Raw genomic sequence first — 13,483 nt, 5'->3', positions numbered from 1 at the left:
AAAACTTCCGGCCCGCACCTTTCCAGGTACGGGCCGGAAGTTTTCGCCTGTCTTCTACAGCTTGACCATCGGCACACCGCCGATGAGCATCAACCGCACCTTGCCCGCGCTACCGAAGTCGATGGTGACCGTCGCGGTGGGGCCAGTGCCCTTGGTTTCCAACACGGTGCCCAGACCGTACTTGTCGTGACTGACGCGGTCACCCGTGGCGAGGACCAGAACGTTGTTGCGGCCACGCGCGGCACCGAAACTGGGAGTCGACGCGGCCTTGCCGGACCCTCCCCCGTAGTTCTGCCCGCCGCCGTATCCCTGGCCGCCCTGGCTGCCGTAGCGGCTTCCGCTGCCGTAACCCGGCCTGCCGCTTCCGAATCCGCCACCGGTGCCCGGATCCTCACGGCGCCAGTTGATCAGGTCCTCCGGGATCTCCTGGATGAACCGCGACGCCGGGTTCTGGATCGGTTGCCCCCACGCCGAACGCATGATCGCGCGCGTCAGGTACAGGCGCTGCCTGGCACGGGTGATGCCGACGTAAGCAAGTCGACGCTCTTCGGACAGCTCCGCCGGATCACCGAGGGCGCGCATGTGCGGGAACTGCCCGTCCTCCCAACCGGTGACGAAGACGACCGGGAACTCGAGGCCCTTGGCGGTGTGAAGCGTCATCATGGTCACGACGCCGTCGTCGGAGTCCGGCAGTTGATCGGCGTCGGCGACAAGCGATACCCGTTCGAGGAAGGCGGCAAGCGAACCCGGATCGGGTTCACCTTCACGCATTGCTGCGGTTTCCTCGTCGTCCGGATCGATCAGCCCGGCCGCGTTTCGCGCGTCGGAACTGAATTCCCTTGCCACGCTGACGAGTTCGTTCAAGTTGTCGAGTCGCGCGCCATCCTGCGGATCGCTGCTCGCCGCAAGCTCGGCGCGGTAGCCGGTGCGCTCGAGCACCGCCTCGGCAACCTCACCGATGTCACCGAGCTCGAACGGTTCGTCCTCGTCGGCGGCCGCTGTCGGTAGCAGGGCCCGCAGCCCGTCCATCATCTCGAGGAACGACGCGATGGCCTTCTGTGACCGCGTATTGAGCAGCGCCACTTTGCCTTCCGCGCCGTCACGGAGAGCGGCGGCGAAGCTGATGTTGCGATGCTCGGAGTGCACGGCGACGCAGGCTTCGGCTCGATCACCGATACCGCGTCGGGGCGTGTTGAGAATGCGTCGCAGGCTCACGGTGTCGTCCTCGTTGGCGAGGACGCGCAGATACGCGACGATGTCCCGAACTTCCTTGCGCTCGTAGAAGCGAACGCCGCCGACCACCTTGTACGGCACTCCGAGTCGAATGAAGATCTCCTCGAGCGCGCGCGAGGAGTTGTTGGTCCGGTAGAACACCGCGATGTCGGCGAACTTGGTCTCGCCCTGGTCCACCAGCCGATCGATCTCCGAGGCGACAAACGATGCTTCGTCGTGCTCGTTGTCTGCAACGTAGCCGACGATCAGTTCGCCTTCACCCGAATCGGTCCACAGACGCTTTTCTCGTCGGCCGGTGTTCTTGGAAATCACGGAGTTGGCCGCAGACAGAATGTTCTGCGTCGAACGGTAGTTCTGTTCGAGAAGGATGGTCCGAGCATCCGGGTAGTCGCGTTCGAACTCTTCGATGTTGCGGATAGTGGCTCCGCGGAATGCGTAGATCGACTGATCGGCGTCACCGACGACGCACAGTTCGGCCGGGGCAACGGCGTGGTCGGACTCTCCGGCTCCGCCGACCAGTTCACGCACAAGCATGTACTGCGCGTGGTTGGTGTCCTGGTACTCGTCGACGAGCACGTGACGGAAGCGGCGGCGGTAGTACTCGGCGATCTGGGGAAACGCCTGGAGAAGCGCGACGGTCTCACCGATGAGATCGTCGAAGTCTAGTGCGTTCGCCGCACGCAACCGCTGTTGGTAGTGGCCGTAGACCTTGGCGATCAGTCGCGGAAGTTCGGCCGGATCCTGATCGGCTGCGACAACCGCCTCTTCCGGTCCGACGAGTTCGTTCTTCAGATTGGAGATATGCGTAGCGAGAAGCCGCGCGGAGAATCGTTTGGTGTCGAGCTCGAGGTCCTTCGAGATCATCGTCAGCAGTCGACGCGAATCGTCGGAATCGTAGATCGAGAAATTCGAGTTCAAACCGGGCAGGAGCGCCGCCTGTGCTCGCAGGATCCGCACGCAACTGGAGTGGAACGTCGAGACCCACATGGCGTTGGCACGCGGTCCGACAAGAGCTGCCACACGCTCGCGCATCTCGGCCGCAGCCTTGTTGGTGAACGTGATGGCCAGGATCTGACCGGGGGTGACACCCCGTTCGGCCAACAGATAGGCGATGCGACGCGTCAGCACTGCAGTCTTGCCCGAGCCGGCGCCCGCGACTATCAGCAACGGCGAACCGGCATGGACCACGGCCTCGCGCTGTTGCGGGTTGAGACCCTCGAGGAGGGCGTCCGAACCCGCGTCGTGTCCCCGCGCGCCGCCCCCGTCGTGCTGGGAATGTCCGTCGTGCTCACCGAGTGCTGGGTACGTGTTCATCGCCTGTCCACGCTACCGGCGTCCACCGACACGGTCGTCAGTGCGTCCACCTGCTGGTAGAGGCACTTGGATTACCTGTGTCGAGCATGGCAAACTGGACGCTATGTTCAGCATTTCCGTTCGCGACAACACGGCCGACCCCGTCGGCCCGCTGTGGCGTTACTTTACGTGCCCCGGACCTCGGTGCACGTGATCTGAACAGCTCACCCGCCCCTGGTCCGAATCGGATCCGGGGCATTTTCGTCAGTGTGCCTGGATCGGTAACGACCCGAGCCGAGACCACGATCCACGCAGTAGGAAGAGGAGACGAATAGCAATGAGCACCCAGGCTGCAGCCCCCCATGGAAATACTGTCGATACTGTAAAAACTGCTCCGACAGACGTCGAGATCCCCCAGAGTGAGGCGGAGATCGACGAACTACGGAAAGAAATCGACCGTCTCGACGCCGAGATCCTCGCGGCCATCAAACGCCGCTCCGAGGTCTCCCAGATCATCGGCCGTACCCGGATGGCATCGGGTGGTCCGCGTCTGGTGCACAGCCGCGAGATGAAGGTCCTAGAACGATTCAACGAGCTGGGCCAGGAAGGCCACACTCTCGCGATGCTGCTCCTGCGCCTGGGCCGCGGACGCCTGGGCCACTAGCGCACACCCAGATCACTTGCGAACGGCCACATCGGATGCCTCTGGCAGTCCCGATGTGGCCGTTCGCGTGTGTATCAGCTCTCGAGCGCGATGTACTTCGTGTTCAGGTATTCCTCGATCCCCTCGGTCCCGCCCTCGCGGCCGAATCCGGATTCCTTCACGCCACCGAACGGCGCTGCCGCGTCCGAGATCACTCCGCGGTTGACGCCGATCATTCCTGATTCCAGTGCGTCGGAAACCCGAAGCGCACGGTCGAGATCCCTCGTGAAGATGTACGCGGCCAGTCCGAACTCGGTGTCGTTGGCGGCTGCGATTCCCTCGGCTTCGGTGTCGAAGCCGGTGATCGCGGCGACGGGTCCGAACACCTCTTCTTTCAGAATCCGCGCGCTGGCCGGAACGTCTGCCAACACCGTGGCTGGATAGAAGTACCCTTCACCACCCGGCGCTTCGCCGCCCAGTCGCACCTTCGCCCCGGCATCCACCGCATCTGCAACCAACTCCGCGACCGTGTCGAGTTGGTTCTGGTTGATCAGCGGGCCGAGCTTCGTCTCCGGGTCGGTACCGGGTCCCATCGTGAAAGTCGCCATCTTCTCGGTCAGCTTGGTCGTGAACTCTTCACGCACGGCGTTGGCGACGTGGAACCGGTTGGCGGCGGTGCATGCTTCGCCTCCGTTGCGAAGCTTCGCCAGTACCGCGCCCTCGACTGCCTTGTCGACGTCCGCGTCGTCGAACACCACGAAGGGTGCGTTGCCACCCAATTCCATCGACGTGCGGAGCAATCGCTTCGCGGACTTCTCCACCAGCATCTTGCCGACGCCGGTGGACCCGGTGAAGGTGAGCTTGCGCAGTCGAGGGTCGTCGATGAGAGGGCCGGTCACTTCACCGGATTTCGATGTCGGCAACACCGAGAGGACTCCGTCGGGCAACCCGGCTTCGGCCATGAGCTGAGCAAGCAACAACATCGTCAACGGGGTCTCCGAGGCGGGCTTGACGATGATCGTGCAGCCGGCGGCCAATGCCGGGCCGATCTTGCGGGTACCCATCGCCAACGGGAAATTCCAGGGAGTGATGGCCAGACACGGTCCGACCGGCGCCTTGGTGACAAGGATCCGGCCGTTGCCCGCCGGGGCCGGCGTGTAGCGCCCGCCGATGCGAACGGCCTCCTCGCTGAACCACCGGAAGAACTCCGCCCCGTACTTCACCTCGGCGCGACTTTCGGCGAGTGCCTTGCCCATTTCGAGGGTCATCAGCAGCGCCACGTCCTCGGCTCGCTCGGTGATCTTCTCGAAGACGGCTCGCAGGATTTCACCACGCTCGCGCGCAGGTGTGCTCGCCCACTTCGACGAGACGGCGACGGCTTCGTCGAGAGCGCGCAGCGCGTCCGCGGGGCTCGCATCGGCGACATCGGTCAACGATTTCCCGGTCGCCGGATCCGCCACCGCGAAGGTCGCGTTGTTCTCCGCGGGCACGAACCGACCGCCGACGAACAACTGGGTGGGAACTGATCGAATGAATTCGAATGTGTCCATGGGTTCCATGATGCTCGTCGGAGCCGCGTCCGTCTGCCCGCGAGCGAGACTCACGCGGAAGTTTCCAGCTTGTGCCACTAAAGTCGATGATCGTGAGCACTGACATCACCGGAACCTCAGCCTGGCAGAAACTGCGCGCTCATTACGCCGACATCGAAGGCGTTCACCTGCGAGAACTCTTCCAGGACGATCCAGCCCGCGGGCGAGAGCTGACGATCGACGCCGGTGATCTTCACATCGACTACAGCAAGCATCGCGTCAGCCGCGAAACTCTCGCGCTACTCGTCGAACTGGCCCGCGAGGCCGGCGTCGAGGCACGACGCGACGCGATGTTCGCGGGCGATCACATCAACACTTCCGAAGACCGCGCCGTACTGCACACAGCACTGCGTCTGCCCAAGGATTCTGCTCTGACCGTCGACGGTCAAGACGTCGTCGCGGACGTTCACGAAGTTCTGGACGCGATGGGCGCTTTTGCCGATCGTGTGCGCAGCGGCGAGTGGACCGGAGCTACCGGCAAGCGCATCCGCACCATCGTCAACATCGGCATCGGCGGTTCCGACCTCGGGCCGGTGATGGTCTACCGCGCACTACGGCATTACGCCGACGCCGGAATCAGCGTCCGGTTCGTCTCCAACATCGACCCTGTCGATCTGGTCGGACAGCTCGACGACCTCGATCCGGAGACGACGCTCTTCATCGTCGCATCCAAGACGTTCTCCACCCTCGAGACCCTCACCAACGCGACAGCGGCAAAGCGTTGGCTGTTCGCCGGTCTGGGCAGCGAAGACGTCTCGGCCGTAGCCAAGCATTTCGTCGCAGTCTCCACCCACGGTGACCGCGTGGCGGAGTTCGGCATCGACACCGCGAACATGTTCGGGTTCTGGGATTGGGTCGGCGGGCGCTACTCCGTCGACTCGGCGATCGGCTTGTCGGTCATGTGTGCCGTCGGACCCGTTCGTTTTGCGGAGTTTCTCGACGGTTTCCACCAGATCGACACGCACTTCCGAAACCAACCGCTCGAGCAGAACGCGCCGGTCCTCCTCGGCCTCATCGGGCTCTGGTACTCCAACTTCTTCGGCGCTCAGTCCCGCGCAGTGCTGCCCTACTCCAACGACTTGCTGCGCTTTCCCGCGTACCTGCAGCAGCTGACCATGGAGTCCAACGGCAAATCGGTTCGCGCCGACGGCTCACCGGTGACCACGTCCACCGGTGAGATCTTCTGGGGCGAGCCGGGGACCAACGGCCAACACGCGTTCTATCAGCTCCTGCATCAGGGCACGTGGCTCGTGCCCGCCGATTTCATCGGCTTCGCGGAATCCACCGACGATCTGCCTACTGCGGACGGCACGGGATCAATGCACGATCTGCTCATGAGTAACTTCTTCGCTCAGACAAAGGTTCTCGCGTTCGGCAAGACTGCCGAAGAGATCGCGTCAGAGGGCACTGCTCCGGAGTTGGTGCCGCACAAGGTGATGCCAGGCAACCGACCGTCGAGCACTATCTTGGCGAAGGAGCTGACCCCCTCGGTCGTCGGTCAGCTGATCGCGCTTTACGAGCACCAGGTATTTGTCGAAGGTGCTGTCTGGGGTGTCAATCCGTTCGATCAGTGGGGCGTCGAACTCGGCAAGACGCAGGCACTGGAACTGGGGCCTGCGCTCTCTTCCGAAGCAGCACCCGGCGACCTCGGCGACACATCCACAGATGCTCTGGTGCAGTGGTACCGCAGAGAGCGCGGACGGGCCTGACTCACGCGGCGGCCGGGCCGAACCAACTTTCCGTTGTGTACACGCGTCCGGATCGGTCGACGAGCCGAGCGCGAAGCTCTTGCTGTTCAACCCATTTGATGGCGCTTATCCCCCGGATCAACGCAGCCTCGCTCGCGGCGTACGCCCACACCGCGTCGTCAGCAATCACCGAGACCTGTGCCCATTCCGTGGAGGGCCGCTCCTGGTTCGGCTCCCAGGAGGGCAGCTCCAGCGCCCGCGCCGTCGCCATCGCGGTTCCGTTGATCAGTTCGACTTCTTCGCTGTCCGGCACCGGAATCTGCCAGCCACCAGCCGGTGCATGGCCGGCCGTGGCGATCACGTCGCCGATCCGCACAGCAACGCCGCATTGTAATTCGGCGGCGACGATCTGCGCGGCGCGATCGACGGTGTCGGCCTTGGCAACTCCGGTGATGTCGAACGACGCACCCCAGGGCGCGTACACCACGTCGCCGTCGAGCTGTACGTCCTCGAACGTCGGGGTCGGGTGGACCGGAGGGATGGACTCGTCCTCGGAGTAATTGTCGGCAAGCGGATTGACTGCGCCGCCGGTCATACGAGCCGCCCACAGCGCCGACCGCAAGAGAGCAGACATACGCCGAGTCACTTTGACCGGAGTTCCCTGAGCGAGGTTGACGGCGTGAATCTCGGCGTCACCCCGGCGAAGGTCGCAGACCGCTTCGGTTTCGTCGATGGCAGCTGCGATCAACGCGTGCGCAGTGGGCAGCGCAGCGCCTTCGGTGACATCCACCTCCACGGCGGAATCCCACATCGCCCACTTCTCGACACTGACCATGTCAGTCCTGCCCTTCGAACACACCGCGTTGTAACCAGTATGCGCCGGTCAGCAAGCCCCGTGCCATAAGCCGCTTCCGAGGCCGAGGCACGCATCCTGCAGGAGGAGCAGCCCACGGCAGGGGCTGATGGTAGATCTGTGCGACAGAATTGCCGCCCGGACTGTCGCCCTCCGTGTGCAAGCCGCGTATTCCTTCGAAGGGTCCTGACCGCACCCGACTGCGACTGACGTCGACTACTACCGGCGCAGCGGGCTATTCCGATCCGAAAGACGCAAAGGCGACGGTCGACATGTCGTGCCGGGACGCTGCGCCTCGAGCTCGGTCTGCCGCAAAACACGTCCGGGCGACGCCGATATCACCGCAGGAGATAGCGGCGACTGACGAGAAGCACTGTGTTCCAACGTCGATGACATACCAATCGGCCGCTTTCGACGCGCGCCACTTTCGACAGGTCGACACACCTGCCCGCTCACTCTCGACTGCCGAGAAAAATACGCGCCCATCACTACGCGCGAGCGTCGAGCAGAGCACCGAGAAAGAGTTCCGAACACGCGGCTCGCCAACCGCCGGAGAGAGTGACGCCCGGCGCCCGGCGGCAGTGCTCGCACGTTACAGACAGGGCCACAATGCATCGACGCAGCTACATAGGACCGGCCGAAAGAACCTGCAGCGCAACGGCGTAACCACCGGCATTTTGCTTATACGCCACCCACACGCCCGTTGGCAAAACGAACGGTCAGTACGCGGTGTAAATCACATACTTTACAAAGTCTTTGGAAACTCTCCGCGCCAAATATCCGCAGGTGAAAGGACTTTCGACCGGAGTCCAGAATAACCGTGTCGTCTACTATGTGAAAACTGCGAAGTAGCTGTGACGCTGGGTCACGCTCGAGGGAGGAATTGTGACCGATTCATTCAAGGACCGTTTGAACGCCTTGTACCCGGCCACAGCACCGAGACTCACCAACGCACAAGTTGTGGAAGCCCTTTCGCAACGTGGATGCAAGATTTCGACACCGTACCTCTCGCAACTCCGGAGCGGTGTGCGCACAAATCCGTCGGAGCAAGTCGTTTTGGCATTGGCCGATTACTTCGGCGTAGCAGCAGAGTACTTCTTCGGCCCGACACCTCGCCAAGATCCCGAACTGATTCCGGAAGAAGACCGTTCGGTTGTCGAAGAGTTCCACGACAGCGAATTACGTTCTCTGGCCATAAAAGCGGTCGATCTCTCCCCTGAATCGCAGGACTTGCTCTCATCGATTGCGGAGAAACTTCGCTCGTCCGAAGGACTCCCGGCCGTCCCTCCGGATTGCAGCACCTACACCCCACCGTTCACTCGCGACTAGTCCGGAGCGAAGATCAGCGAGTCAGATCAGCGAGTCAAGCGGCCTAATAGTGCCGAAGCTGTGATGATTCCGAGCAGCGCGGCCCCGATCAGCACGCCGAAGTCGACGAGGTAATCGGTCGGCATTCCGATCAGCAGACCGCGCAGCGCTGACACCTCGTAGCTCAGCGGATTGATGCGACTGAGCCACTGAACCCACGTCGGCATGAGTTCGACCGGGTACAGAGCGTTGGACGCGAAGAACAACGGCATGGTGATCGCCTGGCCGATGCCCATCAATCGATCTCGTTTGAGCACGATCCCCGCGATCGCAACCGACAGACAGGCGAAGAACGCCGAGCCGAGGACAACGACGCCCACGACGCCGAGCAGCTTTATCGGGTTCCACGTCATGCTCACGCCCAGCAGCGCCGCTACAACGACTACGACCACGGCCTGGGCGACCGCACGGATACCGGCTGCAAATGCCTTTCCGGTGACCAGCGCGGCTCGTGGCGTCGGCGTCACCATGAGTTTGGTGAGGACCCCCGCGTCACGCTCCCAGATGATCTGGATTCCGTAGAAGATCGCAACAAAGAGTGCGGACTGCGCAATGATGCCCGGCGCGAGAAAGTCGAGATACGGTACGTCGCCAGTCGGGATCGCTCGGATATGACTGAACGTCTGACCGAAGATCACCAACCAGAGGATCGGCTGGATTGCGCGCGTGACCAATTCAGATCGGTCGTGCCGCAACTTCTGAACCTCCACGAGGCAGAATGTGTAAATTCTCGAGAGCAATCGAGCAAAACCGTTGGTAGTGGGATCAGCCCAAGCGGCGCGCTGTGCGACGGGCACTGCGGACATCGCGGAGACCTCCTGACTTGCCGCCGGTGAGGTCGTCGCCGGTGTAGTGACGGAACACGTCTTCTAGAGTGGCCTCCGGCCCCAGTTCGGCGGCCAACGCGCTCGGCTCGCCCACTGCACGAAGTTCACCGTGATGCATCAACGCAACACGATCACACAACTCCTCGGCTTCTTCCATGTAGTGCGTCGTGAGCAGCACAGTCATGCCGTACTGCTTCTGCATCTCCGCCACTCGCTGCCAGACGGATTCGCGGGCAATGGGATCCAGCCCCACCGTCGGTTCGTCGAGCACCAGCAACGACGGTCGGTTCACCAGCGCCTGCGCAAGTTCGAGACGTCGCACCATACCGCCGGAGAAACCCGACGCCAGACGATCACCTGAATCGAGTAGGTCCACCATCTCGAGCGCCTGGTCGACGCGCTCGCGTCGTTCGGACCGCGGAACGTCGTACAGTCGCGCGAACCAGGTCACGTTCTCGCGTGCGGTCAATGCGCTTTCGATCGAGAGCTGTTGTGGCACGTACCCGAGGTAGCGCCGAATGGTCATCGCCTCGGTACGAACTGAGCGACCGAGAATCCGAATGTCACCGTCTTGCAGAGGAAGTAACGTGTTGAGCAACCTGATCGTCGTAGTCTTTCCTGCGCCGTTGGGACCGAGCAGGCCGAAACACTCCCCCGCATTGATGACCAGACTCAGGTTGTCCACCGCGCGGTGGTCGCCGAACTTGTATGTAACCGAGTCGATCTCGACCGCGTGTGCGCCGGGGTCGGGTGAACCTGCCGCTCGGCTCTTCCACCACTGTGTCAGCATCTCACTACCCCTCACCTTCTGATCCGGCTGCTGCCAGAGCGCTCGCCAATCGCGACAGGGCTGGTAGCGCAGCCTCGATCCTCGCTCTGTCTTCTCCGGTCAGACTCGACAATGCCTGACCGACAATCACACTCCGGCGATCACGCCACACCTCGACGCGGGCGCGCGCCTCGTCCGCGAGTACCAATCGCGCGACGCGGCGGTCGGCCTCGTCGGCAACGCGTTCGATCACTCCATCGTCGACGAGCTGCCGCACCAAGGTGGACACCGTGTTTGCCGCGACACCCAATCGCCCGGCGGCCTCGGCCACCGACAGACCCGGGTTGCGTCGTAGCAGCCTGACGAGTTCGATCTGGGCGCCGGCGAGCGGTCGTTCCGCAAACGGCCGCCCCGATGCCTTCCTCGTGCCCCGGCGCAATTGTCCGAGCGTCTCCAGGACGTCATCCGCAAGATCTGCTCCGCTTCCATCCACAACCTCACAATAGCTCTGTAACAGAGCTATTGTCGAGGAATCCGGACGCCCGGCGTTTTCAGCTCGTCCGCAACGGGTATCCCCGGTTGCTTGTCCCGAGCACTCCCGCCCAGAACGGAGACGTCATGCGCAGACAGTGGTTGTTCGCGACGGTTGCGAGTACCGCCCTGATCCTCACCGGTTGCTCGCCCGACGCCCTCGATTCCGGGGACAGCGCAGACAACGTCACTGCCATTGCGACGTCGCTGTCGCCACCCGCCGCCGCTGATGCACCCCTGCTGAAGACCGCCGACTCCCCACTCGGGACGATCGCCGTCGACGGCGAAGGCATGACCGTCTACGTCTACAACCCGGACGAGGAGAACTCACAAGCCGGGTCGTGCGACGAAGCGTGCCTGCATTACTGGCCGGCGGTCACCTCGGTCACGGATTCGCCGATCGTCGAAGGAATCGACGCCGTCATCGACACTGTCGACGGGCCTGAAGGATCTTTCCAGATCACCGTCAACGGCAAGCCCGTCTATCGGTACCTCGACGACAAGGTTCCCGGAGACATGCTCGGACAGAGCGTCGGCAGCCTGTGGTGGATGATCGACGCCGCCGGAAACCCCGTGTTCAAGACTGAGTAACCCTCAGTTGTACGGCTGCCGAGCGGTTTCGGGGTCGCCGTACGTGATTGCCCGTTCCCGACGCGTTTTCGACGCCAGGGTTGCGCCCCAGTTCAGCACCGTGCTGGCGCGATTGCGGAAACCGGCGAGGAATGCGATGTGGATGATTCCCCATGACACCCATCCGATGAACCCGGACAACTGGACCGGCCCTGCCTGAAGCAACGCGTGGCGTCGCGAAATGTAGGCCGCGGTTCCAAGATCGCGGTACTTGAACGGTTTTCGGCTGGGCACTCCGTTTTCCACGGTTGCCGCGATCCGGGCACCGGCGTGCCGACCACCCTGCATCGCGACCTCGGCCACCCCGGCAAGTTTGTCCCGCGACATGAGGTCGCCCACCACGTAGACGTTCGGGTGGCCGGGAACGGTCAGATCGGCTTCCACCTCGATGCGGCCACCGCCGACCTGCTTCACACCCAGCGCCGTGGCCAGTGCCTCGGCGAACGGCACTGCTTCGACGCCCGCGGTCCACAGAATCGTGCGGGTCTCGTACTGCCGCTTCTCTTTTGTCTTCTTGTCCGTCGTCTCGATGCTGGTCTCGCACACGTCGGTGACGTGCACGCCGAGGTGAGTCTCGACGCCGATCCCGTCGAGAGTACGTTTGGCGGCGGCCGAGAGCTTGCGACTGAACGAAGGGAGCACCCGATCGTCGCCGTGGAAGAGCAGCACCCTTGCCTCGTCCGGGTCTATGGACCGGAACTCGTTGGTCAGCGCGTGCATCGCCAATTCGCGGATCTGCCCGGCTAATTCGACGCCGGTGGGTCCACCGCCCGCCACGGCGAAGGTCAGCCACGGCCGACGTTCTTCCGCCGTCGGGAGCGATTCGGCCATCTCGAACGCAGCAATGAGACTGCGCCTGATCGCCAAAGCGTCGTCGAGGGTTTTCATGCCAGGCGCCCATTTGATGAACTCGTCCTGGCCGTGGTACGACTGGCGCATTCCAGCCGCCACGATCAGGTAGTCGTACGGCAATTCGAAGGTCGACCCGTCGAAGCGACTGGCAGTCAGTATCCCGGCGTCGGCGTCCACCGACTTGGCCTCGCCCAGAACGACGTTCGTGTTCTTGTTGTCCTCGAGCAGATGTCGCAGCGGACTTGCGATCTGCCCTTCGGAGAGCAGACCCGTGGCGCACTGGTATAGCAGGGGCTGGAAGACGTGGCTGGTCCCTCGGTCGATCAGAACCACCTCGACGTCGGCCTTCTTGAGCCGTCTCGCTGCGTACAGTCCACCGAAGCCGCCACCGACGATCACTACGCGGGGCTTACCGTTCGAGATGTGGATGCTCATCAGACAAACCTCGCTGTCACGGAGTTGGGCAGGAATCGTAGGGCCGCATCTATCCCTTGCCACTTGAGGCCTGGTAGCGCCGCTCGGGTGGTTTCCTTCTCGATGGCGTCGACCATGGCACTGACGCCTTCGTCCAGACTGGCCATGAGCGCTGCGTCGTCGCCGGCGCCGGCGGACATGTCGGTCTTGATGAAGCCCGGCAGCAGGGTGGTGACCCGAATAGGTGTGCGCGCCAACTCGATACTGAGCGCCTCACCCAGAGCCGCTACCCCGGCCTTGCTTGCCGAATAGGCCGCTTTTGGCCCGGGTAGCCCCCGATCCGCGCTTATCGAGGACACGAGAACCAGGTGTCCGGCGTCCTGCGCGCGGAAGATCTCGAGCGCAGCTTCACACTGCGACAGCGCGCCGACAAAATTCGTCTGCGCTGTTGCAAGATTCGCGTGCGCTTTTCCGGTTCCGATCTTGGCGCCCTTGCCGAGCCCGGCGTTCACGATCACCCGGTCCAGGCCACCCAACTCGTCGCGCAGCTCACCGAAAACCCGGACGACGGAATCGTGTTCGGTCACATCGAGTTCGCGCACTGCGACGCTGATCGACGGGTACTGCGCCACCAACTCCCCTCGCAGCGTGTCGAGACGATCCGTCCGCCGGGCACACAGCGCGAGGTCGCGACCGGCCGCGGCGAATCTCCTGGCCATCTCCTCCCCCAGACCCGAACTGGCACCGGTGATCAAAATCTTCTGCCGCGTCATGGGTGCAACTGTAGCCATCA

The 13,483-nt window shown here is 63.1% G+C and carries 12 protein-coding genes; 4 read left to right on the top strand and 8 right to left on the bottom strand.

What is annotated here, in order from left to right; translation table 11 throughout:
* Window positions 1-54: 54 nt before the first annotated feature.
* Window positions 55-2,547 carry a DNA helicase PcrA gene (gene pcrA, locus P3G66_RS04750; RefSeq protein ID WP_003946394.1) on the bottom strand — a complete coding sequence of 831 codons (2,493 nt, stop codon included), beginning with the start codon at window positions 2,545-2,547 and terminating at the stop codon, window positions 55-57.
* A 316-nt stretch (window positions 2,548-2,863) separates the two neighbouring features.
* On the opposite strand from pcrA, the gene P3G66_RS04745 reads away from it, so the two are divergent.
* Window positions 2,864-3,190, top strand: coding sequence for a chorismate mutase (locus tag P3G66_RS04745; RefSeq protein WP_003946362.1), 327 nt, complete (start codon window positions 2,864-2,866; stop codon window positions 3,188-3,190).
* Between the two features lie 74 nt (window positions 3,191-3,264).
* Here P3G66_RS04745 and P3G66_RS04740 read toward each other — a convergent pair whose 3' ends face one another.
* On the bottom strand, window positions 3,265-4,719 hold the full coding sequence (locus P3G66_RS04740) for an NAD-dependent succinate-semialdehyde dehydrogenase (RefSeq protein WP_190287595.1): 1,455 nt from the start codon (window positions 4,717-4,719) through the stop codon (window positions 3,265-3,267).
* Window positions 4,720-4,811: 92 nt separating this feature from the next.
* On the opposite strand from P3G66_RS04740, the gene pgi reads away from it, so the two are divergent.
* Entirely contained in the window at window positions 4,812-6,467 is a 1,656-nt protein-coding gene (gene pgi, locus P3G66_RS04735) for a glucose-6-phosphate isomerase (RefSeq protein ID WP_218679793.1), read from the top strand.
* Between the two features lies 1 nt (window position 6,468).
* Here the strand turns inward: pgi and P3G66_RS04730 are convergent, their stop codons facing one another.
* Entirely contained in the window at window positions 6,469-7,281 is an 813-nt protein-coding gene (locus tag P3G66_RS04730) for an FAD:protein FMN transferase (RefSeq protein WP_007727618.1), read from the bottom strand.
* 903 nt (window positions 7,282-8,184) lie between these two features.
* Between P3G66_RS04730 and P3G66_RS04725 the strand changes: the two genes are divergently transcribed.
* The gene (locus tag P3G66_RS04725; RefSeq protein ID WP_003946341.1) at window positions 8,185-8,628 is read left to right on the top strand and encodes a helix-turn-helix transcriptional regulator; all 444 of its coding nucleotides are present in this window, start codon (window positions 8,185-8,187) and stop codon (window positions 8,626-8,628) included.
* Between the two features lie 26 nt (window positions 8,629-8,654).
* Here P3G66_RS04725 and P3G66_RS04720 read toward each other — a convergent pair whose 3' ends face one another.
* Genes P3G66_RS04720 through P3G66_RS04710 form a run of 3 tightly spaced genes read right to left on the bottom strand, consistent with a single transcriptional unit; the run spans window position 8,655 to window position 10,756 of the window.
* On the bottom strand, window positions 8,655-9,473 hold the full coding sequence (locus P3G66_RS04720; RefSeq protein WP_003946384.1) for an ABC transporter permease: 819 nt from the start codon (window positions 9,471-9,473) through the stop codon (window positions 8,655-8,657).
* Window positions 9,433-10,284, bottom strand: coding sequence for an ATP-binding cassette domain-containing protein (locus P3G66_RS04715; RefSeq protein WP_003946416.1), 852 nt, complete (start codon window positions 10,282-10,284; stop codon window positions 9,433-9,435). The genes P3G66_RS04720 and P3G66_RS04715 overlap by 41 nt, the downstream gene beginning before the upstream one ends.
* 4 nt (window positions 10,285-10,288) lie before the next feature.
* Window positions 10,289-10,756: a MarR family transcriptional regulator gene (locus tag P3G66_RS04710; RefSeq protein ID WP_003946332.1), complete on the bottom strand. Its 468-nt coding sequence runs from the start codon at window positions 10,754-10,756 to the stop codon at window positions 10,289-10,291.
* A gap of 125 nt (window positions 10,757-10,881) precedes the next feature.
* Between P3G66_RS04710 and P3G66_RS04705 the strand changes: the two genes are divergently transcribed.
* On the top strand, window positions 10,882-11,385 hold the full coding sequence (locus P3G66_RS04705) for a hypothetical protein (protein WP_276116257.1): 504 nt from the start codon (window positions 10,882-10,884) through the stop codon (window positions 11,383-11,385).
* Between the two features lie 3 nt (window positions 11,386-11,388).
* Here the strand turns inward: P3G66_RS04705 and P3G66_RS04700 are convergent, their stop codons facing one another.
* Both P3G66_RS04700 and P3G66_RS04695 read right to left on the bottom strand, forming a co-directional pair.
* The gene (locus P3G66_RS04700; RefSeq protein ID WP_003946361.1) at window positions 11,389-12,711 is read right to left on the bottom strand and encodes an NAD(P)/FAD-dependent oxidoreductase; all 1,323 of its coding nucleotides are present in this window, start codon (window positions 12,709-12,711) and stop codon (window positions 11,389-11,391) included.
* Window positions 12,711-13,463: an SDR family oxidoreductase gene (locus P3G66_RS04695; protein WP_019744767.1), complete on the bottom strand. Its 753-nt coding sequence runs from the start codon at window positions 13,461-13,463 to the stop codon at window positions 12,711-12,713. The genes P3G66_RS04700 and P3G66_RS04695 overlap by 1 nt, the downstream gene beginning before the upstream one ends.
* Window positions 13,464-13,483 lie beyond the last annotated feature (20 nt).

Origin of the sequence: Rhodococcus sp. C3V, assembly GCF_029269915.1 — a bacterium.
Lineage (GTDB): Bacteria > Actinomycetota > Actinomycetes > Mycobacteriales > Mycobacteriaceae > Rhodococcus_F > Rhodococcus_F qingshengii.
The sequence above is the reverse complement of the archived record's forward strand: the minus strand, read 5'-3'. Positions and strand labels throughout refer to the sequence as shown.

What these genes read in the sequence shown, in the direction of transcription:
- pcrA (WP_003946394.1), bottom strand. Translation starts at nt 2,547, where the DNA reads ATGAACACGTACCCAGCACTCGGTGAGCACGACGGACATTCCCAGCAC.
- P3G66_RS04745 (WP_003946362.1), top strand. Translation starts at nt 2,864, where the DNA reads ATGAGCACCCAGGCTGCAGCCCCCCATGGAAATACTGTCGATACTGTA.
- P3G66_RS04740 (WP_190287595.1), bottom strand. Translation starts at nt 4,719, where the DNA reads ATGGACACATTCGAATTCATTCGATCAGTTCCCACCCAGTTGTTCGTC.
- P3G66_RS04730 (WP_007727618.1), bottom strand. Translation starts at nt 7,281, where the DNA reads ATGGTCAGTGTCGAGAAGTGGGCGATGTGGGATTCCGCCGTGGAGGTG.
- P3G66_RS04720 (WP_003946384.1), bottom strand. Translation starts at nt 9,473, where the DNA reads ATGTCCGCAGTGCCCGTCGCACAGCGCGCCGCTTGGGCTGATCCCACT.
- P3G66_RS04715 (WP_003946416.1), bottom strand. Translation starts at nt 10,284, where the DNA reads ATGCTGACACAGTGGTGGAAGAGCCGAGCGGCAGGTTCACCCGACCCC.
- P3G66_RS04705 (WP_276116257.1), top strand. Translation starts at nt 10,882, where the DNA reads ATGCGCAGACAGTGGTTGTTCGCGACGGTTGCGAGTACCGCCCTGATC.
- P3G66_RS04700 (WP_003946361.1), bottom strand. Translation starts at nt 12,711, where the DNA reads ATGAGCATCCACATCTCGAACGGTAAGCCCCGCGTAGTGATCGTCGGT.
- P3G66_RS04695 (WP_019744767.1), bottom strand. Translation starts at nt 13,463, where the DNA reads ATGACGCGGCAGAAGATTTTGATCACCGGTGCCAGTTCGGGTCTGGGG.